22 protein-coding genes are annotated in these 20,476 nt (G+C 62.6%); 5 read left to right on the forward strand and 17 right to left on the reverse strand.

Annotated features, from left to right (window positions below; genetic code table 11):
- Positions 1-103 precede the first annotated feature (103 nt).
- The 3 genes from PAQ31011_RS07230 to PAQ31011_RS07240 form a co-directional block, all read right to left on the reverse strand.
- Positions 104-988: a glutamate/aspartate ABC transporter substrate-binding protein gene (locus PAQ31011_RS07230; RefSeq protein WP_150575795.1), complete on the reverse strand. Its 885-nt coding sequence runs from the start codon at positions 986-988 to the stop codon at positions 104-106.
- A 295-nt stretch (positions 989-1,283) separates the two neighbouring features.
- The gene (locus PAQ31011_RS07235) at positions 1,284-1,478 is read right to left on the reverse strand and encodes a DUF2905 domain-containing protein (RefSeq protein ID WP_044453465.1); all 195 of its coding nucleotides are present in this window, start codon (positions 1,476-1,478) and stop codon (positions 1,284-1,286) included.
- A gap of 25 nt (positions 1,479-1,503) precedes the next feature.
- The gene (locus tag PAQ31011_RS07240) at positions 1,504-2,718 is read right to left on the reverse strand and encodes a class I SAM-dependent methyltransferase (RefSeq protein WP_150575184.1); all 1,215 of its coding nucleotides are present in this window, start codon (positions 2,716-2,718) and stop codon (positions 1,504-1,506) included.
- 256 nt (positions 2,719-2,974) lie between these two features.
- Between PAQ31011_RS07240 and PAQ31011_RS07245 the strand changes: the two genes are divergently transcribed.
- The 5 genes from PAQ31011_RS07245 to glmS all read left to right on the forward strand — a co-directional run bounded on the left by PAQ31011_RS07245 (position 2,975) and on the right by glmS (position 8,521).
- Complete coding sequence (locus tag PAQ31011_RS07245; RefSeq protein WP_150575185.1) at positions 2,975-3,826, forward strand: SDR family oxidoreductase; 852 nt, start codon at positions 2,975-2,977, stop codon at positions 3,824-3,826.
- A 21-nt stretch (positions 3,827-3,847) separates the two neighbouring features.
- Positions 3,848-4,243 carry a dihydroneopterin aldolase gene (locus PAQ31011_RS07250; RefSeq protein WP_039394985.1) on the forward strand — a complete coding sequence of 132 codons (396 nt, stop codon included), beginning with the start codon at positions 3,848-3,850 and terminating at the stop codon, positions 4,241-4,243.
- A gap of 1 nt (position 4,244) precedes the next feature.
- Positions 4,245-5,213 carry a tRNA 2-thiocytidine(32) synthetase TtcA gene (gene ttcA / locus PAQ31011_RS07255; RefSeq protein WP_246179427.1) on the forward strand — a complete coding sequence of 323 codons (969 nt, stop codon included), beginning with the start codon at positions 4,245-4,247 and terminating at the stop codon, positions 5,211-5,213.
- 8 nt (positions 5,214-5,221) lie between these two features.
- Positions 5,222-6,583, forward strand: coding sequence for a bifunctional UDP-N-acetylglucosamine diphosphorylase/glucosamine-1-phosphate N-acetyltransferase GlmU (gene glmU, locus PAQ31011_RS07260; RefSeq protein ID WP_150575186.1), 1,362 nt, complete (start codon positions 5,222-5,224; stop codon positions 6,581-6,583).
- 108 nt (positions 6,584-6,691) lie between these two features.
- The gene (gene glmS / locus PAQ31011_RS07265; protein ID WP_150575187.1) at positions 6,692-8,521 is read left to right on the forward strand and encodes a glutamine--fructose-6-phosphate transaminase (isomerizing); all 1,830 of its coding nucleotides are present in this window, start codon (positions 6,692-6,694) and stop codon (positions 8,519-8,521) included.
- Between the two features lie 133 nt (positions 8,522-8,654).
- Here the strand turns inward: glmS and PAQ31011_RS07270 are convergent, their stop codons facing one another.
- The 14 genes from PAQ31011_RS07270 to PAQ31011_RS07330 all read right to left on the reverse strand — a co-directional run bounded on the left by PAQ31011_RS07270 (position 8,655) and on the right by PAQ31011_RS07330 (position 20,474).
- Positions 8,655-9,011 carry a VOC family protein gene (locus PAQ31011_RS07270; protein WP_150575188.1) on the reverse strand — a complete coding sequence of 119 codons (357 nt, stop codon included), beginning with the start codon at positions 9,009-9,011 and terminating at the stop codon, positions 8,655-8,657.
- Positions 9,008-9,433 carry a DUF3224 domain-containing protein gene (locus tag PAQ31011_RS07275; protein WP_150575189.1) on the reverse strand — a complete coding sequence of 142 codons (426 nt, stop codon included), beginning with the start codon at positions 9,431-9,433 and terminating at the stop codon, positions 9,008-9,010. The genes PAQ31011_RS07270 and PAQ31011_RS07275 overlap by 4 nt, the downstream gene beginning before the upstream one ends.
- A 615-nt stretch (positions 9,434-10,048) precedes the next feature.
- Complete coding sequence (locus PAQ31011_RS07280) at positions 10,049-10,453, reverse strand: hypothetical protein (RefSeq protein ID WP_150575190.1); 405 nt, start codon at positions 10,451-10,453, stop codon at positions 10,049-10,051.
- A gap of 288 nt (positions 10,454-10,741) precedes the next feature.
- Entirely contained in the window at positions 10,742-11,155 is a 414-nt protein-coding gene (locus PAQ31011_RS07285; RefSeq protein WP_150575191.1) for a hypothetical protein, read from the reverse strand.
- 276 nt (positions 11,156-11,431) lie between these two features.
- Positions 11,432-12,586: a porin gene (locus PAQ31011_RS07290; protein WP_150575192.1), complete on the reverse strand. Its 1,155-nt coding sequence runs from the start codon at positions 12,584-12,586 to the stop codon at positions 11,432-11,434.
- Between the two features lie 270 nt (positions 12,587-12,856).
- Positions 12,857-13,360 (reverse strand): type II secretion system protein, encoded by a 504-nt coding sequence (locus tag PAQ31011_RS07295; protein ID WP_150575193.1) that lies wholly within the window; start codon positions 13,358-13,360, stop codon positions 12,857-12,859.
- Positions 13,347-13,718 carry a type II secretion system protein gene (locus PAQ31011_RS07300; protein ID WP_150575797.1) on the reverse strand — a complete coding sequence of 124 codons (372 nt, stop codon included), beginning with the start codon at positions 13,716-13,718 and terminating at the stop codon, positions 13,347-13,349. Before PAQ31011_RS07300 ends, PAQ31011_RS07295 begins: the two co-directional genes overlap by 14 nt.
- Positions 13,719-13,761: 43 nt before the next feature.
- Positions 13,762-14,280 carry a type II secretion system protein gene (locus PAQ31011_RS07305; RefSeq protein ID WP_246179428.1) on the reverse strand — a complete coding sequence of 173 codons (519 nt, stop codon included), beginning with the start codon at positions 14,278-14,280 and terminating at the stop codon, positions 13,762-13,764.
- Between the two features lie 2 nt (positions 14,281-14,282).
- Complete coding sequence (locus tag PAQ31011_RS07310) at positions 14,283-16,412, reverse strand: secretin N-terminal domain-containing protein (protein ID WP_174990007.1); 2,130 nt, start codon at positions 16,410-16,412, stop codon at positions 14,283-14,285.
- Between the two features lie 5 nt (positions 16,413-16,417).
- Positions 16,418-16,966: a hypothetical protein gene (locus tag PAQ31011_RS26325; protein WP_174990009.1), complete on the reverse strand. Its 549-nt coding sequence runs from the start codon at positions 16,964-16,966 to the stop codon at positions 16,418-16,420.
- Positions 16,963-17,541, reverse strand: coding sequence for a hypothetical protein (locus PAQ31011_RS07315; RefSeq protein WP_150575195.1), 579 nt, complete (start codon positions 17,539-17,541; stop codon positions 16,963-16,965). Before PAQ31011_RS07315 ends, PAQ31011_RS26325 begins: the two co-directional genes overlap by 4 nt.
- Complete coding sequence (locus PAQ31011_RS07320; protein ID WP_150575196.1) at positions 17,538-18,065, reverse strand: hypothetical protein; 528 nt, start codon at positions 18,063-18,065, stop codon at positions 17,538-17,540. Before PAQ31011_RS07320 ends, PAQ31011_RS07315 begins: the two co-directional genes overlap by 4 nt.
- Positions 18,062-18,811 (reverse strand): hypothetical protein, encoded by a 750-nt coding sequence (locus tag PAQ31011_RS07325; RefSeq protein ID WP_150575197.1) that lies wholly within the window; start codon positions 18,809-18,811, stop codon positions 18,062-18,064. The genes PAQ31011_RS07320 and PAQ31011_RS07325 overlap by 4 nt, the downstream gene beginning before the upstream one ends.
- Complete coding sequence (locus tag PAQ31011_RS07330) at positions 18,792-20,474, reverse strand: GspE/PulE family protein (protein ID WP_150575198.1); 1,683 nt, start codon at positions 20,472-20,474, stop codon at positions 18,792-18,794. The genes PAQ31011_RS07325 and PAQ31011_RS07330 overlap by 20 nt, the downstream gene beginning before the upstream one ends.
- Positions 20,475-20,476 lie beyond the last annotated feature (2 nt).

Raw genomic sequence — 20,476 nt, forward strand, 5'->3', positions numbered from 1 at the left:
AGCTAAGGCAGCTAAGCCATCCATCGGCCCGAACGACAGAGGGGCATGCGAGATTTCCGAATCTCGCATGCCCCTCGTCGTTTGCTTCGCTATCTCGTCAGGCTTACTCGAACGCCTTGTCGTTCGGGTTGGCGTAGAGCTGCTTGAGCTGTTCGCTCATCGGGAAATTGAAGTTGATGTTCTTCGGCGGCACCGGCGTCTCGAACCACTTCTTGTACATGGCGTTGATCTCGCCGCTCTTCATCACACCGGCCAGCGTGTCGTCGACCAGCTTTTTGAACTCGGCGTCGCCGTGTTTCATCATGAAGCCGTACGCTTCGAACGACTGGGGCTTGCCCGTCACGATCCAATCGTCGGGATTGCGGCCCATCGTGCGCGCACCGGCGAGCAGCACGTCATCCATCATGAATGCCTGAACGCGTCCGCCCTGAAGCATGGTGAACGACTCGCCGTAGTCCTTGCCGGAAATCACGTTCATGCCCATCTTCTTCTCGTTGTTCATCTTGTTGAGGATGCGCTCCGAGGTCGTGCCGGCATTGGTCACCACCGTCTTGCCCGCCAGATCCGGGAAGTCCTTGATGCCTGAATTCTTGTTCACGAGCAGGCGCGTACCGGCGATGAAGAACGTGTTCGAGAAGTTGACCTGCGATTGACGCGCAACGAGGTTCGTCGTCACGCCGCACTCGATGTCGACCGTGCCGTTCTGCACGAGCGCGATGCGGTTCTGCGACGTGACGGGGATGAAGCGGACTTGCAGATCCGGCTTCTTCAGACGCGTTTTGACCGCGTCGACAACCTTGTTGCACAGGTCTTGCGAGTAGCCGATGACGTTGTGGCCGTTGTCGTAATACGAGAACGGGATCGACGATTCGCGATGGCCGATGGAAATCACGCCGCTGCTCTCGATCTTTTGCAGCGTCTCCGATGCGCCCTGCGCCAGCGCCGCACCAGCCACCAACGTCATCGCTACGGCCAGCGTTGCGCGCATCACCCCGGTCAATCGCGTCTTGATCATGTCCTGCTCCTGAAATGGTCTTCCCGTGATTCATGATTGAATCATTTGTTTCATGTTAATTTTTTTGCAACAAATGATCAAATCGTAGTTAACCCTGAAAAACGACAGGGCATGCCTCACGGGGTGAGACGCGAAGGCGCGACGAACCGTTGGCGGGGACTTACGGGGACTGATGGGGGATGACGGGGAGAAGCGGCGGGATCGAGCGAGGCGTGTCGAAGAACGGCGTTGCAACGGGTGTTGCGGCCGTTGCGGGATGCGGTGATTGTTACAGCAAACGAATCAGCAGGTTGAAGACGAGCGAGAGCAGCACGGTCGAGGCGAACGGGAAGACCATTTCCTTGCCGCGCCAGCGCAGACGCACGTCACCGGGCAGGCGGCCGATGCCGAGCTTGGTCAGCCAGGGAGCAGCCGCCGAGAGGACGCAGATCGCGAAGAAGATGGTGAACATCCAGCGAAACATCGGGCGGCCTCTCGGTTGGGTGTAATCAGAGGGCGTGACTGCGGTCGCCGTTGACGAAGCCGACCAGACCGGCCCATTCGTCCATCGCGCGTCCGAAGGCGATGACCTTGAAGAGTTCGCCCATCTCGGCCTCGGAGAGCAGTTTCTGTGCGGCAGCGGCCGCAGGCAGGAACGTCTTCGGATCCGTCGGATCGAGCGCGCTCATCAGGTCGACGATGCCCGCATTCATCAGGAAGCGCGCCTGCGACGTGAACCCCAGCAGGTCGAGACCGGCTTCCACGCCAGCGTCGGCGATGCCCGAGAATTCCACGTGCGCTGTGATGTCCTGCAAGCCCGGGTAATAGAAGGGGTCGTCGTGCGCGTGATGACGGTAGTGGCACATGAGCGTGCCGCTTGCGCGCTGCGGGTGATAGTACTCGCGAGCGGGGAAACCGTAATCGATCAGCAGCAGCACGCCGCGCGCCAGCAACGGCGCGACGCTGCGCACGAAGGCCGCGGCGGCCTCATGCGTCTCCGTCAGATATTCCTGCGTCGGGGGCAGATCGGCCAATGCGTCGAGCGCTTCCGGCAGCGGGCCGGTGTAAAGCCGCTCCTCCCACGCGAAGCCTTCCGCCGTGAGCACGACGCCGCGCTCGAACCAGACCGGCTGACCGTTGGCATCCGGACGGCGCGCCCACAGGCGCACAGGCATGGCGTCGAGGACTTCGTTGCCGATCATCGTGCCGTGGAAGGCGTCGGGCAACTGATCGAGCCACGTCACGCGATCGAGCAGATGCGGTGCCGCTTTCTCGATGGTGGCACGCTGGCGGGCGCGAAGCTCGCCCGAGAGTTCCATGATCGAGTACTGCTCGCAGGGCGTGCCTTCGGCTTCGAGCGCGAGCAGCAGGTCGGCGGCGAGGCGTCCCGAGCCGGCACCGAACTCCAGCACCTGCGCGTCGCCCGTCTGTTCGAAGATTTCACCGATCTGGCGCGCGAGCGTGCGCGCGAAGAACGGCGTGAGTTCCGGCGCGGTGACGAAGTCGCTACCGTCGGCGGCGAGGCGTCCGAACTTGGCGGCACCGGCAGCGTAGTAGCCGAGGCCGGGCGCGTATAGCGCCAGTTCCATGAAGCGATCGAACGGCAGCCAGCCGCCGTCCGCGTCGATGGCGTCGGCAAGATATGCCGTGAGGCGGCGCGAGTGTTCGAGCGCGTCCGTCTCCGGAACGGGTAAACTATGGGGTTTCGGTGCGGCCTGATTCATGCGGGCATTGTAACGGAGACGGTGCAGACTGGCTGCTATGGTTGAGATAGTGCGTCTGCGGGCGAATTCGACGTGTTTTACGCCGATTTTTGTTCGTTTTCGATTGTTTTTGCGTGTTTTTCACCAGTTTGCGCAACGCTCGATCTCAGTTCGAAGCGTTGTCGTAAGTTCGCAGACTGTCGTGTCCCGCTGCCGCTGAAGCGCCCAACCGCCCGAAGTTCGTTCATCCGCCTGCTCTGATACAGGAATTCGCCGCATGACCGTTGCATCGACGCCACGCCCTGTCCCCGACGCAAACGACGCCGCTCGCACGTCCGACGTGCCACGCGTGTCGCGTGTTGCGCTGGTGACCGGCGGCGCGCGCCGCATCGGACGCGCCATCGCGCTGAAGCTCGCGAGCCTGGGCTGGGACGTCGCCGTGCACTACGAGCGCTCGCACGACGAAGCGCTCGAAACGGTGGCCGCCATCGAGGCGATGGGCCGCCGCGCCATTGCGTTGCAGGCGTCGCTCGCCGACGAAACCGCTACCATCGCGCTGATCGGACGTTGTCGTGAGGCGTTGGGCGTGCCGACGTGTCTGGTGAATAACGCATCGCGCTTCGAGTACGATTGCGCCGACGATTTCGGCTATCAGGCGCTGGAGCGCCACATGCGCGTGAATGCGGGCGCGCCGCTGGTGCTGGCGCGCGAGATGCACGCGGCGCTGGGTGAGGACCGGCGTGGCGTCGTCGTCAATCTGCTCGATCAGAAGCTGGCGAATCCGAACCCCGATTATCTGTCGTACACGCTGTCGAAGGCGGCGCTCGACGTGGCGACGACCTTGCTGGCGCAAGCGTTTGCACCGCGTCTGCGTGTGGTCGGCGTCGCCCCCGGTGTCACGCTCCTGTCCGTCGACCAGACCCCGGCGGGCTTTGCTGCCGCCCATGCGTCTACGCCGCTGGGCGCGTCGTCCACGCCGGACGATATCGCCGATGCCGTCGCCTATCTGGCGCAGGCACCGGCCGTCACCGGCACGGTGTTGTATGTGGACGGCGGCCAACATCTCGCGAGTTCGTCGCGTGACGTGAAATTTCTGACCGAGCCGGCCGACGCCGACCGGTCTCGTTGATTGTCATTACGAGTCTTCAAAATGCATAGCGCTCTTTCCCACCCCCGCCTGATGGACTGCCGTCGCATGTTCCTGCGCGACTACGAGGTGTTCATCAACATCGGCGTGCACGATCACGAAAAGCGTGGCGAGCAGCGCGTGCTGATCAATGTGCAACTGTTCGTCCCGCTCGCCGAGAGCACGCCCACGGAAGACAAGCTCGACGAAGTCGTGGATTACGACTTCATGCGCGAGACCATCGCCAAGCGTGTGGGGCAGGGCCACATTCATTTGCAGGAAACCCTTTGCGACGACGTCGCGCGTGCGCTGCTGGCGCATCCGCGTGTGCGTGCCGTGGGTGTGTCGACCGAGAAGCCCGACGTCTACCCCGATTGCCACTCGGTCGGCATCGAAGTGTTTCAGATGAAGGATGCCTGACATGAGTGCCGTCATGCCCGAGACCGGCGCGCCACTGGCCGCGACCGGCAACGCCCCTGCCGCCGATAGCGTGAAGAAAGCGCAGAAGCTCGCGTTCGAGAACAACAAGCTCGAAAAGCGTCTGTTCCGTCTGACGGGGCAGGCCATCGGCGACTACAACATGATCGAGCAGGGTGATCGCGTGATGGTGTGCATGTCCGGCGGTAAGGACAGCTACGCCATGCTCGACATCCTGCTCAAGCTGCGCGAGCGCGCCCCGATCGATTTTTCGATCGTCGCCGTCAACCTCGATCAGAAGCAGCCCGGCTTCCCCGAACACGTGCTGCCGGATTACTTCCGTGCCATCGGCGTGGACTTCCACATCGAGAATCAGGACACGTATTCCATCGTCAAGCGCGTGGTGCCCGAAGGCAAGACCACCTGCTCGCTGTGTTCGCGTCTGCGTCGCGGCATTTTGTATCGTGTGGCGGGCGAACTCGGTGCGACGAAGATCGCGCTGGGGCACCATCGCGACGACATCATCGAGACGCTGTTCCTGAACATCTTCTACGGTGGCAAGCTCAAGGGCATGCCGCCGAAGCTGCAATCGGACGACGGCAAGAACGTGGTGATCCGACCGCTCGCGTATGTGCGCGAACCGGATCTCGAACGTTACGCCGAGTACAAGCAGTTCCCGATCATTCCGTGCACGTTGTGCGGCAGCCAGCCGAACCTGAAGCGCGCCGAGATGAAGTCGCTCATCCGCCTGTGGGAAAAGCAGCACCCGGGGCGCATCAAGTCGATTTTCAGCGCGTTGTCGAACGTCGTGCCGTCGCATCTGATGGACACGAACCTTCACGACTTCCGGAATTTGCGTGCGACGGGGCAACCCGATCCGCTCGGCGACATTGCGTTCGACGAAGCACCCTGCGGCGATGAGGACGACGCTGGCATTATCCGCATTAATCAATTTACGCAATTCGACGACTGATCGACGCTATGAATATTGTGATTCTCGCCGCCGGCATGGGTAAGCGCATGCGCTCGAAGTTGCCCAAGGTGTTGCAGCCGCTGGCTGGCCGCCCGTTGCTCTCGCACGTGATTGCGACCGCGCGTCAACTTTCCCCGGGCAAGCTCATCGTCGTGATCGGGCACGGTGGTGACGCCGTGCGCGAAGCCGTGTCCGGTGAGGACATCCTGTTCGCAGAGCAGGCGCAGCAATTGGGCACGGGCCATGCCGTGCAGCAAGCGGCGTCGCAGCTCGACGAATCGGTGCCGACGCTTGTGTTGTACGGTGACGTGCCGCTTACGCGCCTCGAAACGTTGCAAGGGCTGCTCGATGCGGCGGGCAACGACAAGCTGGGCGTGCTTACCGTCGATCTGGACAACCCGACGGGTTATGGCCGCATCGTTCGTGACGCGGCAGGCAACGTGCAGCGCATCGTCGAGCAGAAGGATGCCAACGAAGCTGAACTGGCGATTCGCGAGATCAATACGGGCATCATCGTTGCACCGACGCGCGCCCTCAAGGGCTGGCTCGGCGGTTTGAAGAATCAGAATGCGCAGGGCGAGTATTACCTGACCGACGTGATCGCCTGTGCGGTGGCTGACGGCGTGTCCGTCGTCACCACGCAGCCGGCGTTTGCGTGGGAGCCGAACGGCGTGAACGACAAGGCGCAACTGGCCGAACTGGAGCGCGACTATCAGCGCAATGCGGCGCGTGCGTTGCTCGCGGCTGGCGTCACGCTGATCGATCCGGCGCGCTTCGATGTGCGTGGGGAAATCACCTGCGGCACCGATGTCTCCATCGACGTGAACTGTGTCTTCGAAGGCAAGGTCACGATCGGCGACGGTGCGACCATCGGGGCGAACTGCATCATTCGCAATACCACTATCGGTGCGGGCACCCGTATCGAGGCGTTCAGTCATCTGGACGGCGCAGTGGTCGGGTCGGATGCCGTCATCGGGCCGTACGCGCGTCTGCGTCCGGGTGCCGATCTGGCGGACGACGTGCACATCGGCAACTTCGTGGAAGTGAAGAACGCATCGATGGCCAAGGGCTCGAAGGCGAACCATCTGGCGTATGTCGGCGATTCGACCGTGGGCGCACGCGTGAACATCGGTGCGGGCACGATCACGTGCAACTACGACGGCGCGAACAAGCACCGCACGATTATCGAGGACGACGTCTTCATCGGTTCGGACACGCAGCTCGTCGCGCCCGTCACGGTCCGGCGCGGCACGACCATCGCCGCCGGTACGACCGTCTGGAAGGACACGCCGGAAGACGCGCTGGTGCTCAACGGCAAGACGCAGGAAGCGAAGACAGGTTATGTCCGTCCGCGCAAGCAGAAGCAGTAAAATCGGCGGTTATGTGTCGGCGCGCGCTCGATGGGCGTGCGCTGGTGAGTGAACACGGATCTCATCCGATAGAACGAGTCAGAGTTTCTGGCACTGAGGAAGACGAATATGTGCGGCATTGTCGGCGCGGTAGCGCGGCGAAATATTGTACCGGTGTTGGTCGAAGGTTTGCGTCGTCTTGAATATCGTGGTTACGACTCCTGCGGCGTGGCTGTACTCAAGGATGGCGTGCCGCAACGCGCACGCAGCGTGTCGCGTGTGGCCGACCTCGACGAGCAGCTTGCGCAAACGCAACTGACAGGCGAGACGGGCATTGCCCACACGCGCTGGGCAACGCACGGTGCACCGGTCACGAACAACGCGCACCCGATCTTCTCGCGCGACGAAGTGGCGCTGGTGCATAACGGCATCATCGAGAACCACGAAAGCCTGCGCGACGAATTGCGCGGTCTTGGCTATGAGTTCGTGTCGCAAACCGATACCGAAGTCATTGCGCATCTGATTCACCACATTCTGTCCAACGGCGCGGCCGGCGATCTGTATCAGGCGGTTCGTCTGGCGACGCGTCGTCTGCATGGCGCTTATGCCATCGCCGTGTTCCGCAAGCAGGAGCCGCATCGCGTCATCGGTGCACGTGCGGGTTCGCCGCTCGTTGTCGGTGTGGGCGAGGGTGAAAACTTCCTCGCATCCGACGCGCTGGCGCTGGCGGGCACGACCGATCAGTTCATCTATCTGGAAGAGGGCGATGTCGTTGAACTCACGCTGGATGGCGTGAAGATCGTGGATCGCAACGATGCGGCGGTCGAGCGCGAAGTGCGCACCGTTCAGGCTTACACGGGGGCCGTGGAGCTGGGACCGTATCGTCACTACATGCAGAAGGAAATCTTCGAGCAACCGCGTGCGATTGGCGACACGATGGAAGGCGTCGAAGGCATTTCGCCGACGCTCTTCGGCGAGAAGGCCGAAGCGGTGCTCAGCAACGTCGACTCGATTCTGATTCTGGCGTGCGGCACGAGCTACTACTCGGGCATGACGGCGAAGTACTGGCTGGAGTCGCTGGCGCAGATTCCGACGCAGGTCGAAGTGGCGAGCGAGTACCGCTACCGTGACAGCGTGCCGAATCCGAAGACGCTGGTCGTGACGATCTCGCAGTCGGGCGAGACGGCCGACACGATGGCGGCGCTGCAACACGCGCAATCGCTGGGCATGACGAATACGCTGGCGATCTGCAATGTGGGGACGAGCGCGATGGTGCGTCAGACCGCATTGCATTACCTCACGCGCGCGGGCACGGAAATCGGTGTGGCGTCGACGAAGGCGTTCACGACGCAGCTCACGGCACTGTTCCTGTTGACGCTGACGATTGCGAAGTTGCGTGGCCGTCTGAGCGCTGCGCAAGAGGCGGACTATCTGACGCAGCTACGTCACTTGCCGTCGGCACTGCACAGCGTGCTGGCGCTGGAGCCGCAGATCATTGCGTGGGCGGAAGAGTTTGCCCGTCGCGAAAATGCGCTGTTCCTGGGACGTGGTCTGCACTACCCGATTGCGCTGGAAGGCGCACTCAAGCTCAAGGAAATCTCGTACATCCACGCCGAGGCGTATCCGGCGGGTGAGCTGAAGCATGGTCCGCTGGCGCTGGTGACGGATCAGATGCCGGTCGTGACGGTGGCCCCGCGCGACGCGCTGGTGGAGAAGCTGAAGTCGAACATGCAGGAAGTGCGTGCGCGTGGCGGCCAGCTGTATGTGTTTGCGGATTCGGACACGGAGATCGCGAATGCCGAAGGCCTCCACGTGATTCGTATGCCGGAGCACTACGGTCAGCTGTCGCCGATTCTGCACGTCGTGCCGCTGCAATTGCTGGCGTATCACACCGCCTGCGCGCGTGGCACCGACGTCGACAAGCCGCGTAACCTCGCGAAGTCGGTCACGGTGGAGTGATGTGACTGGGGCCGGTGTTTGAGGCCTTGTCGTGTCAGTTAGACCGCAAAGAGGCACCTTCGGGTGCCTCTTTTGTTTTGTCAGCGCAGCGACGTCGGCGCTGTTAGTGCGATGGACGCCTGACGCTTACAGCCTACGCCGCTGCCGACCAGACAGCGAGTTCGTAGCCATCGGGATCGAGGAAGTGAAAGCGGCGACCGCCGGGGAACGAGAACACGGGACGGCTGATCGTCGCTCCTTCGGCTTCGATACGGCGCTGTGTTTCGGCGAGGTCGTCTGCGTAGAGGATCACCAGCGGGCCGCCGGGGCGAACCGCTTCTCCCGTCGTGAAACCGCCTGTGAGGCGACCGTCAGTGAATTCGGTGTACGTCGGGCCGTAGTCGGTGAAGGCCCAGCCGAACACGTTGCCGTAGAACGCCTTGCTGCGTGCAATGTCGGTGACGTTGAACTCGATGTTGTCGATCTGGCGATCGCGGCCTCGATGGCTCATGTCGCTTCTCCTGCGGAGGACGGATCGTCAGGGAGGGCGTAGCTGAAGTCGTAAGCGTGCTTCCCGTCGGTGATCTCGATGACGAGGTTACCGGTCAGGCCAGTCAGCGCATCGGTGCCGGAATCGGGTACGACGGTAATCGACTGTGTGGGCACACCGCGCGTCATCGTCGAGCTGTGCTGCAAGACGAACGTCCCATTGCGTCCATGCAGCGTGCCGCGCACGGTTTCCATCGCGACGTAACCGGCGGAGCCGGGCGTGCCGCTGCGAAACGCCAGCATCTCGCCCTGACTCGTGGCGCTCAAATCACCGTGATACGTCTTGTCCAACGACATGCGCCCGAGCCCGGTGTCCTGTGCGACGGCACTCAACGCTTCCGGCCCGAGCTGGACATCGAAAAGCCCTTTGGCAGTTTGATTCACTTTGTGCTCCTCCAGTCGATGCGAAATACTGTATTTTTGTACAGTATTGAGTCTACTCAAACTTTAGCAAGATGCAAGCCGAAATTGCGCTAACGGTGTGTCGAAACGTCGGGGCACAAAGTGCTTTACGCCGTATTTTTCGAGGTTGGGAAGGACAGGCGGCGCGCTACAAAAACCAACGGCCACCGAAAGGTGGCCGTCGCATGCGGGATTCTCTATCTGCCATGTCGCAGAACTCCCACTCCCGGTGGGACCCGGTTGCCCGGGCGGCGCTACGTTTTTCGCACCCGCTGGTACGTAGTTTTCAGCCGCGATACTAATTCAGTGGCATTTGCCCGGTCAAGTTGGGGGCAGATGTTGCTTTGCTCATAAGCGTCGCTCTCGTGTTCCCGGCGCTATGCGCGCACTCGCGCGGCCTACGCACTTCAGCTGTGCACCGCTGCAGAGGAAGTTGACATTAGCCGGACCGAACTTGTATTCGGCAAGATGCAAGGGGTAACGCGACCAAACAGAGAAAACCCCACGTTCCGAAAAGCGTGGCGTTTGTGATGACGCAGTAATCTGGCGGAATACGCGCCGAGCACCTAGTTGCCGAACCTTCGACAAGTCAAGAAGTTATCCGTGAATTGGCATCGCATCATTGGGTCCGCAGCCCAGCGGCAGAACCTCAAATTCGTTTTCGAATTGCCGGGGAAGTTGGCATTCGAGGAAGCGCGACGGAGTGCGCCTGTTGAGATTGAGCCCTGAAGTATCAGGCGGCGTCGCTTTGTCAGCGGTTGAATCCGTGCCGTTCACGGTGATGTACGCTTTTGCCAACCCGCTCTCACTGAATACCGGGCAAACGCAGGTGAGTTTTCCATCGTCAATGACGTTGAAACTCTTTGCAGTGAACTTCTTTCCCGCAGGGTCGATGAAGTGAATCTTCGATGCGCCGGTGAATCCTGTCCCTCTGATTTCGAGTTCCCCTTCCGAAGAGCGAGTGACAGCCTCAGTAACATTCACAGCAGAAATGTTTGCCATGACGAACTCCTGTCCAAGTTGGAATAGCATTTCGGAGCGTGCGTAACTTGCACACCGCACACGAGAATCAAGAAATCAGCGACCTGCGCGTCTCCAATGTAGTTGCCAGCCGTCGCTTGTGCACCTGTCAACCGTGACAGGTTGACCGAATGCGGCGACATAGCGACGGCGGCCGAACCGAATGGGCGCTGAAAGAAACAAAACCCCACGCTCCGAAAAGTGTGGGGTTCGTGATGCTCTGGCAAGCCCGCGATATTCGCGTCAACCGAGTTATCACTGAACGCCTAATTACGTAGGAAGTCCAATCTTTGGCCTCGGATCATTCGGTCCGAAGCCCAACGGAAGAACTTCAAACTCGTTCGCGAATTGTTTGGGAAGGGTGTATGTGAGGGTACGTGCATCGAGGTCCGATTCGTCGCTAGCGCTCGAGGCGGAAAGTGGCCCTTCTTTGTCAGCGGCTGAATCCACGCCGTTCACGGTGATGTACGCTTTTGCCAACCCGCTCTCACTGAATACCGGGCAAACGCAGGTGAGCATTTCGTCGTTGATGACGTTGAAGCTCTTTGCGGTGAACTTCTTTCCCGCCGGGTCGATGAAGTGAACCTTCGATGCGCCCGTGAATCCTGTCCCTACGAATTCAAGTTCACCCTCTGACGAGCGAGTGATCGGCTTGGTGACGCGAAGAATACTAATGTTTGCCATGATGAATTCCGATCCAAATCAAAATCAGAACGACATTTTCGGATGTGCACGATCTTCACAAAGCGCACGCGAATCAGGAAAACAGCCGGTAACGCCTCTTCAATCTAGTTGCAGACCATCGCTTATGCACCTGTAAACCTTGACAGGTCCACCGAATCCATCGGCTTGAAACGACACCAACGCCAGACCAACCCACGAAAAAAAGGGAGCCCCTTTCGGGACTCCCTTAAATACTGGAGCTCAATCAACTACTAAACATCTCGCGAAGACGTTGGCTTAGAACTTGTGGCGCAGGCCCGAGATCACAGCCGTTTGGGTCTTCGTGCTCGACGCACCGCCCGCACCGTTGATCGATGCGCCCGTCGCGTCGCCAGCCGCCTTCTGATAGATGCCGACCAGGTACACGTCCGTACGCTTCGAGAGCAGGTAGTCCACTGCGGCGTTGACCTGGTGGTACTTCGGGCTCAGGTTGGCGAGCGTGGCGCTACGCGTGCTGGCGTCCGTGTACGTGTACGACAGGCCGAGCAGCAGCGACGGCGTCAGGTTGTACGTGCCGTTCAGTTCGTAGTTCGACACGCGTGCGCCCGTGCCGCCCACGTACTTCAGCTGCGTGTTGCTGTAGATGAAGCCGACGTTCGCCGGGCCGAACTTGTAGCTGCCGCCCGTGGCGAACACGCGTTGCTTGTCCACACCGACCGTTGCCGTGCCGATCTTGGCCGAGTAGAAGTCGCCGCTGTAGTCGCCAGCCACTGCACCGCCGGTGTTCGCGCCGTTCGGCGTACCGACTTCCAGGTAACCGATACCGAACTTGAACGGGCCGTTGGCGTAGCTCGCGCCCAGGCTCCATGCGCGGTTGTTCGAGAAGCCCGTGCCGTTGCCGCTGTTGGCCTGGTTCGAGAAGCCATACAGGCCGCCGAACGAGAAGCCGGCGTAGTTGGCGCTCGTGTACTTGATCGAGTTGTTGATGCGGAACGAGTTGTACAGGTTGTCAACGTCGCCGACGTGAGCGCCGAGCTTCGTTGCAAACTGCTTGGCCGAGGTCAGGCCGCTCACGTAGTCCACCACGGAGTCGTACTGACGTCCGATGGTCACGCTACCGTACGTCTTGTTCGACAGACCGACGAATGCCTGACGGCCGAATTCACGCGAACCCTGACCCAGTGCGCCGTTCGTGATGTTGAAACCGTTTTCCAACGTGAAGATGGCCGACGTGCCGCCGCCCAGATCTTCCGAACCCTTCAGGCCCCAACGGTTGCCCGATTGCAGGCCGTCAGCCGTGGTGAAGTTCTTGCTGCCGCCAACGTTGCTCACGTAGGCCAGACCGCCATCGAGCACACCGTACAGCGAAACGTTGCTTTGCGCATGCGCAGCACCTGCTGCAGCGGCTGCGATCACGCCAGCCAGTGCGGCGGCCAGTTGCGTCTTTTTCATCGGTCGAATCCTCTATCGAAAACTTATTAATCAATTCGAACCCTTCGCCTGTGGACGGGCGCCCCGTGGGTTCGGGCCGAACTATATCGAACCAAACCGGAATTCCATAGGTGTCTTAACGAAAAGACGCATGCGATGTCTGCTCGATGCAACGTCTCGGTGCACGTCCCGAAAAATGTCCGCAATTTCATTTTCATGACACATGAATGCCGTAAAAAGGAATCGCCGACAGAACCAACAAGCCATCGGTGTCTGCCGAACGTCCACCGTTCACCGTCGCGCTGCTTGCGGCGTGTACAGAAATACCCATCCTGCATAACTGCTCTGATTGGCAAATGCCTTATCGGCTTCGCTAAATCCCTGCTGCCTGAACGGCTTTCCCGTAGCACTGCTGAACACTCCCATGATGCCGCCGTCCGGCGACCGCACCGTGCGCCATTCGTTGTCCGTCATCGGGTCGCGATAGGCGCGTCGCAAGTGATGAAGCGTGCGTGCCTGTCGTTTGTCGACGACCAGATCGTCCAGCGACGGTGGGTATCGACCCGCGGCCGGACCGGACGTGTAGTAGCTGCCGATGGCGCGACGTATCTCGTCTCCCTTGGCAAGCAAATCGGCTTCGCGCTCACGCTGGCGTTGAGACGTCCACAACGCAGCCATCTGTGTGAGCATCAGCCCGAAGATCGCCACCGCGACGAGCATGCCGAAATACGCGCTGCCGCGTTGCGCATGCAGACGGCCCACGCGCGTCGCGCGGTTGGCGCTACCACGTCGCATAGTCGCTCCCGTCGAGCGCTTGCCCGGTCGCACCGCTGTGCACCTCGGCAGGCTGGTCGTCGTCACCCGGAACGAGCCGCCAGGTGTCGGTTCGCCCTGTGATCGGATCGAGGGGCAGCGCCTTCAGATAGCGGTCGGAGACGAGCGAATCGAGCGATGCAGGCGCTTCGCCGCGATCGTCCCGATAGTCGTCGAGCGCATGGCGCAGCACAGTGAGGTTGTGACGCATGACCGTCTCGCGTGCCTTGTCGTACTGACGGAAATACTTCGGTGCGGCAATCGAGAGCAGCAATGCAATGATCGCCAGCACCACCAGCAGTTCGATCAACGTGAATCCGCGCTGCCGCCTCTGCCGCATTTTCGGCACCGCACGAATGCGCGGGCGGCTTGCCTTACCAACCTTACCAATCGCGATAGAACGTGCCATCAAGTGCCTCGGCGTCGCTGGAGGAGTAGACATCGAATACGTCGTCGCCTTCGGACGGCGCGTCGGGCGGGCTGTCGTAGCTGCGCACACGCCACGTCTCGATGGCGCTGAGCGACGGGCAATGACACATCGGATCGCGTGGTAGACGACGCATGAAGTAAAGCTGACGCGAGCCGGACGGGTCACGCGCGTCACGCACGCCGTCAACCAGCGCGGTGAGGTCGGGCGGGTAGCCGGTGGCATCGGCCTTGCGCGCGACGATCCCCCCTTCCGACGCCTTGTGATACGCATCGATGGCCTGCCGGATATCGCGCAGCGACCGGCGCAGCTCGGCCTCCTGGACCCGGCGCTGCGCCATCTGCGTGAGTGGAAAGGCCACGCTTGCGAGCAACGCCAGCAGCGCGAGCGTCACGCTCATCTCGATCAGCGTGAAGCCGCGTTGCGCCGCACGCGACGAAGGCTCTCCCGTTGGATGACGAATGCGGGATATCACGCTCACTTCCCTTGCGGCTGCGGCCCGAACGTCTTGCCACCCATCACGGCAGGTGACGCGTCGTCGCGGGCACCGGGCGGCGTTTGCGCGCCGGGAGCGTGGTCCTTCGCGGCATCCGCGGCCCACGTCGTGGAATCGGAGGCCGATGCTGGCCGGTGAGCCGACGCGGGTCGCGCATCGGTGCCGAGTGACGGCGGCGGTGGTGGGACCGGCCGCCAGTTGCGCGATGGCGCTGCGAACGGCGGCGGGAGGGCGCCGGGCCGATTGCCGCCTGTGGTTGGCACAGCACCGCTCGTGCCGTTGGAGATGACCATGTGCGTCGTATTCCCGAGGCGCAGTTGCTCGCCGGGGCGCTGCTCCGTGCCACTGTCGAAGCGACTCACGCGCGAGGCAGGCAGCGCGAGGCTGCGCTCGATACGCGGTGTGATGAGCAACACGACTTCAGTGGTCGTCGAGTCGTTGCTCTCGCCGCCGAAGAGACGCCCGAGAAACGGGATCTGGCTCAACCCGGGAATCCCCGCCTTCTTGTCCTGACCGTGACGATTGATCAGCCCCGCCAGCACCTGCGTCTCATTGTTGCGTGCACTGAGCGTCGTTTTCGCCGCACGCGCACTCAGGTTGTAGACGATGAGACCCCCCTTGGTCTCCAGTTGATTCGTGATGTTGCTCACGTCGAGCGCGACCTTGATGACGATCTCGTTGTTCAGGCTGACGCTCGGCTCCACATCGAGCTTGAGGCCGACGTCCTGATAGCTGACCGATTCGGTGACCACGCCGTTCGCGTTGGTCGTACTCACCACCGGCACGCGCTCGCCGATGCTGATGGTGGCCTTCTCGTGATTGCGAACGCGAATGCGGGGGTTGGCGAGAATCTGCGTCTTGTTCGCCTTTTGCAGCAGGTTCAGGCGCGCGAGCGGCCCGGCGAAGTCCAGCGTAAGCGCGTCGGCGTTCAAACGCCCGAGGTTGCTTAGCGAAATACCGCCGGACGGGTCTTTCACGCTGTCCGACAGATTCAGCGACACGCCGGACGGATAGTCGATGCCGAGATTGAGAGACCCGTCGTTGATGACTTCGAGCACCTGAACGTCGAGCGTGACTTCCGACGTCGGCAGGTCGATCAGTTCGACCAAGCGGGCGACGGCATCGACCGCCTCGGCACTGTCGCGCACCGTGATCGCGCTCAGACGCTCGTCCACGTACATGTCGCGCGGCCGCAGGATCTGCTTGATCTGTGCGGCGGCTTGCTTGACGTTGGCGTAGCTCAGGAAGAACGTCTGCACCGTCAGCGAGCGGTACTGGCCGAGCTTCTCGGCGGTTGCAGGAAACACGATCAGCGTGTTCGCGTTGAGCACCTGCTTCTCGAGCCGGTTGGTGGCGAGCAGGAGATTGATGGCGTCTTCGGCGGTGGTCCTCGTCGCATTCAGACCGGATGTGGCCGACGCATCGATGTCGCGATCCAGCACGAAGTTGATGCCCGTGATCTGCGAGATCATCTCGAAGATCTCCGTCAGCGGTCGCGATTTGAAGTTCAGGGAGACGGGCTTGTGAAACGCGGGGCTGAGCGCGTTGTCGGTTGTCTTGTGATCGGTGGCGTCGCGCAGCTGACTCGCAAGCGCGGTCGCTTCCTTCCAGTCAGGCAACTGGCGCAGCACACGCGAGACGATCTGTATGGCGGCCTGAGGATCGACCGAGGCCTTCGCCTGCGCGTCGACAAGCTGGTCGCGCAGACGCGCCTGCGTCTCCAGTCGGTCGAGCATTTGCGCTGCCATGCCGTTCGAGGGATCGAGCTGACGTGTCTGTGCCAGCCAATGCCGTGCCTGTGTGTCGTCGCCTTGCGTCATGGCGTCGCCAGCGCGTTGCAGATACTGCGCAGTGAGCTGCTGACGCAGCGAAAGGTAACGGGTGCGCAACTCGATGCTCTCGGGATCTTCGAGCAGTCGTGTTGATAGCAGGGTGACGGCACCGGTGAGGTCGCCCCGCCCAACGGCGGCTTCGCTGTCGGACAGAGCACGCGGTGTGGCGCACGCGCCGAGCAGCGGGACGAGACAGAGCAACGCCAGTCGCGTGAGCTTGGCGGGCGTGACGGGGGTAGAGGCGGTAGAGGCGATGGAGCGGTCGTACGTCTTGAACATGGTGATCAGCGGGCGGGCACGTCGTGCATATCGGGGGTAGGCAATGCCAGCGTTGTCGTTCGCGAAATGGCCTTGAGCGTGTAGACGAGCGAATGCGCGTCGATGCGATCCAGCCGGTAGCCACCGGCGAAGGTGTCGCCCGGTCGTACGCGTCCCGGCGCATCGCAGGCGGCGCACATCACCCAACTGTGGCCTTGCTGCGCGAGCACGACGATGGGTGGCTGCGCGTCGTAGCGCCATACGGCGGCGACTTCGAAGAGAGGTGCCGCCACAGTGGGCGGATGCGAAGCGGGCCTGACCGGCGGTAGTGCGCTCACGGTCGCCTTCGCCGGCGCATTCCACGGGTGCGGGGGGAAGAGGTCGGGAGGCACCGACGCCTCGGGCGCATCGGCGCGAGCGGCGTGCGTCGCTTTCGATGCTGAGGTCGGCGACCTCGCCGTGAGTTGTAAGCCGTCGTCCTGCACACTGCGGTCCCGCCACGCGAGCCATGCGCAAACGAGCAATGTGATCCCGAGCAATCCCCAGACGATGAGGCGAGACGCGCGCGAACTCATGCGTCGTCCTCCCGGAGCGTGAGCCGCAGGCGGGCCGTTACACGAGCGTCTGCGACCTGCTTGCGTTCAAGGATGAGCGCTTCGATACCGATGCCGGGCATCGTGCTCAACTGCCCCAGCGCGCGGCGAATGTCGAGATAGGTGCCGACGACTGGCAGCGTCACGACGAGATGGGGGCGTCCGTCCTTCGCCGAGCGCGGACGTGCAATCTGATACTGCACGTCCGCGACTTGCATGCCGCTCCCGTCCAGCACATCGAACACCTTGCCGAGCGCTAGCGCGTATCCCGGCGGCGATCCGGCGGCCGCTTGTTTCGCCGAATCGGATGCAGCTGCCGCCGATACACGCTGCGTCAGCCTCGCCAGTTCGGCTTGCCTGGCGTCGATCTGTTGATGCTCGCGATGCAGCGCCGGTGCGAGCCATGCGAATTTGGCCACAACAACGATCACGAGCGCAGCAAGCCCCCATAGGGCACTCGCCCCAGCCCAATCGACGGCGGCCGATAAACGCCATCTGACGCGCACGATGTAGGCGTCGAGCGAGTGAGCGCCGGGAGACAACGGACGACGATTCACGATCCCCTCCGTTCACGCAGCTTGAGGGTCATCGACGCTTCGACAACGCTTGTGGTGGCAGTCGTCTTCGGCGCGCTGCGATGCCACTGAATGTCGAACATCGGTTCCAGCCGCGTGGCGAACGCGATCATGCTGGTGACGTCCCGCGATTCGAACGCGAGGGTCACGGTATTCGTGGCGGGCGTCGCTTCGAGGCGGCGCAGCGCGACGTCGGGCGAAAGCGCGGGACCCAGTCGGTCGATGAGGGACAGCGCGGTCGATGTCGATGACTCACCGCTTGCCATGGCAGCCTGCCCAGCGCGCGTTTCACGACGCCAACGTTGCTCGGCACTTGCTAGCGCGTGCGTCAGCGTCTGTGTCTGTTGTCGCGCAACGCGTAAGGCCTGCACGTCGTGCCAGAGTTGCCATGCACCGACGAGGACCGCTGTGATGACGACGACGGCGATGCATCGGACGCGGGTGCGGGTGTCGCGCAATTCGATGGGCATGGCGGCCCGACGTCGCCAGCGCGAGACGTGCCTCATGCCGTCTCCCACAACCACGGATGGGGCGACGCGGCGGGAGAGGTGGCGTCGTCGCAGCGTGCCTCCCCGCCGGACGCGTCGAACATCCGAACAGGGGCGGGAGAGGCACCGCAGAGCGACGGCACGCTGGTCAACGTATGCGACACGGTGGAGCCCGTCGACGACAAGGCACACGCGTCCTGCCACCGACCGTCGCGTCGCAACAGACACGACAACCCGTGCGGGTGACGCACGGCAATCGTGACGTTTGCCGTGTTGGCATCGAGCGTGCGTCGCGCGACCTCGTGCAGCACGCCACGGCACGATACCCAACGCATGCGGGCCTGCTCGGCGAGTGCCTTCATGGCCATCAGCCAGTCGCTGTCGACGGCCACTGCAATGTGAGGGCTGCCGAAGACACCCGGCGTCATGGAGATCGTCCACCGGCGTGCGGCGTCGCCGAAACGTTCGATGAATGCCGCCGCCGCGAGCGCTCTGAGGTCGGCAAGCGAACTGGCACCCTCGGGCCAATGCACCACGCGGTAATGCGCGATGCCGAAACCGGCGAGTACATGGAGCCGGTCGAAGCGGGAGAGACGCCCGCGTGGCAACTTATCGAACAATTGCGCGCAACCCTCCGCGCCGCCCGCATCGATGCGCGTTCGCCAGACCTCGACGTTGCGCCCCGGCAGGCTGACGGCGCGAGAGGCCGCATACACGACGTCGCGCTCCACGAGCACGACGTGATCACGAAATCCCAAAGACACGGGTGATCTCCTGCAAAGTGGTCAGTCCGTTACGTGCGGCGGCGAGCGCTGTGTCCTGCATCAGGACATGACCGCTGTTGCGGGCGATGTCGCGCATCTGTGCGGCAGACGCGCGTCGCAGCAGCGCGGCCTGAATCGCATCGTCCAGCGTCAGCACTTCGGCCACAGCGATGCGACCTGCGTAGCCGGTGTGGCGGCAAGCGTCGCACCCCGCACCTTGCCGCCACCTGCCGCCGGTGAGTTCGTGAGCGTCGAGTTGACGGGCGGCGGATACGTCGACAGGCGGGGCGCAGAGGGTGGCGCACGATTCGCAGACACGTCGCACGAGCCGTTGGGCGACGATCGCCTGAAGCGCCTCGGTCACGCTCGCGGGATCGAGACCCATGTGAAGGAAGCGCTCCAGCACACCGAATGCCGAATTGGCGTGCAGCGACGAGAGCACCAGATGCCCCGTGAGCGCTGCCTGCACGGCAATCGCCGCGGTCTCGCCGTCACGAATCTCACCGACGAGAATCGTGTCCGGGTCGTGGCGCAGGATCGAACGAAGGCCACGCGCGAACGTCAGTCCTTTCTTCTCGTTCACAGGGATCTGTAACACGCCGGGCAACTCGTATTCCACCGGGTCTTCGATGGTGATGAGCTTGCGCTCGCCGGTGTTGCTCTCGGCCAGCGCTGCATAGAGCGTCGTGGACTTGCCGCTGCCCGTCGGGCCGGTGACGAGCAGCATGCCGTGCGGTTTGGCAAGCGTGGCGCGAATGCCCGCCACCGTGTGGTCGTCGAGCCCGAGCGATGCGAACGTGAGGTTGGCATTTCGGTGGCGCTTGTCGAGGATTCGGAGCACGGCGTCTTCGCCATGGATGCTTGGCATGACCGAGACGCGGAAGTCGATGTCGCCGCCTTCGATTCGCGCCTTGAAGCGACCGTCTTGCGGCACGCGTCGCTCGCCGATATCCAGCCCGGCAAGCACCTTCAGTCGCGACACTGCCTGTTCGGCGTCCTCCTTGCCGGACCAGCGCCCGACCAGATGCAGCACGCCGTCGATCCGGTAGCGGATGGCGAGACCGTCGGCGGTGGTCTCGACGTGGATGTCGCTTGCGCGCGAACGTAACGCGTCGAGCAGCGCGGCATCGACCAGACGGACGACGGCGTCGTCATGCCCGGCGATGCTGGCGCGCGAGATCTCGGTGGCGTGCCGCAGCGTGTCCGTGGTGTCGTCGGCACCGGCGGACGTCTCCAGTACCCGCTCGCGGCGTTCCGCCTCGTCGAGCGCTCGGGCCACGACGCCGGGCATCGTCATGGCAGGCCGCAGACGGCTGGCGAGAGGATGGACGACGCACCAGCTTCGCACGGAGAGATCGAACGGCCGCTCAATGACCAGATAGCCGACGTCGTCCACGCACACCGGCAGCACACGATGGCGTACCGCGTCGGCAAGCGACAGGAGGTCGAAGCGGATGCGCTGGGCCAGCGACCCGATCTCAGGAGAATCGGGCGCGAGCGGAACAACATCCGCTGCACGGGCCACAGTGTCGAGCTGCGCGCTGTCGGCAAGGAGAAGGCGCGCGGTGTAATCGTCAAGAGACTCGCCGGCATCGCGCGCGGCTTGCTGCCATGTGACGAGCTGCGCCGCGAAGGTGGTCGTCGTCGATGTCATCGCATTCATCG

It is taken from the genome of Pandoraea aquatica (assembly GCF_902459565.1).
Lineage (GTDB): Bacteria > Pseudomonadota > Gammaproteobacteria > Burkholderiales > Burkholderiaceae > Pandoraea > Pandoraea aquatica.

Coding starts and splice junctions, on each gene's coding strand:
- PAQ31011_RS07280 (WP_150575190.1), bottom strand. CDS start 10,453: ATGGCAAACATTTCTGCTGTGAATGTTACTGAGGCTGTCACTCGCTCT.
- glmU (WP_150575186.1), top strand. CDS start 5,222: ATGAATATTGTGATTCTCGCCGCCGGCATGGGTAAGCGCATGCGCTCG.
- PAQ31011_RS07240 (WP_150575184.1), bottom strand. CDS start 2,718: ATGAATCAGGCCGCACCGAAACCCCATAGTTTACCCGTTCCGGAGACG.
- PAQ31011_RS07285 (WP_150575191.1), bottom strand. CDS start 11,155: ATGGCAAACATTAGTATTCTTCGCGTCACCAAGCCGATCACTCGCTCG.
- PAQ31011_RS07330 (WP_150575198.1), bottom strand. CDS start 20,474: ATGAATGCGATGACATCGACGACGACCACCTTCGCGGCGCAGCTCGTC.
- PAQ31011_RS07235 (WP_044453465.1), bottom strand. CDS start 1,478: ATGTTTCGCTGGATGTTCACCATCTTCTTCGCGATCTGCGTCCTCTCG.
- glmS (WP_150575187.1), top strand. CDS start 6,692: ATGTGCGGCATTGTCGGCGCGGTAGCGCGGCGAAATATTGTACCGGTG.
- PAQ31011_RS07250 (WP_039394985.1), top strand. CDS start 3,848: ATGCATAGCGCTCTTTCCCACCCCCGCCTGATGGACTGCCGTCGCATG.
- PAQ31011_RS07300 (WP_150575797.1), bottom strand. CDS start 13,718: ATGCGGCAGAGGCGGCAGCGCGGATTCACGTTGATCGAACTGCTGGTG.
- PAQ31011_RS07295 (WP_150575193.1), bottom strand. CDS start 13,360: ATGCGACGTGGTAGCGCCAACCGCGCGACGCGCGTGGGCCGTCTGCAT.
- PAQ31011_RS07270 (WP_150575188.1), bottom strand. CDS start 9,011: ATGAGCCATCGAGGCCGCGATCGCCAGATCGACAACATCGAGTTCAAC.
- PAQ31011_RS26325 (WP_174990009.1), bottom strand. CDS start 16,966: ATGAGTTCGCGCGCGTCTCGCCTCATCGTCTGGGGATTGCTCGGGATC.
- PAQ31011_RS07290 (WP_150575192.1), bottom strand. CDS start 12,586: ATGAAAAAGACGCAACTGGCCGCCGCACTGGCTGGCGTGATCGCAGCC.
- PAQ31011_RS07310 (WP_174990007.1), bottom strand. CDS start 16,412: ATGTTCAAGACGTACGACCGCTCCATCGCCTCTACCGCCTCTACCCCC.
- ttcA (WP_246179427.1), top strand. CDS start 4,245: ATGAGTGCCGTCATGCCCGAGACCGGCGCGCCACTGGCCGCGACCGGC.
- PAQ31011_RS07320 (WP_150575196.1), bottom strand. CDS start 18,065: ATGAGGCACGTCTCGCGCTGGCGACGTCGGGCCGCCATGCCCATCGAA.
- PAQ31011_RS07230 (WP_150575795.1), bottom strand. CDS start 988: ATGCGCGCAACGCTGGCCGTAGCGATGACGTTGGTGGCTGGTGCGGCG.
- PAQ31011_RS07245 (WP_150575185.1), top strand. CDS start 2,975: ATGACCGTTGCATCGACGCCACGCCCTGTCCCCGACGCAAACGACGCC.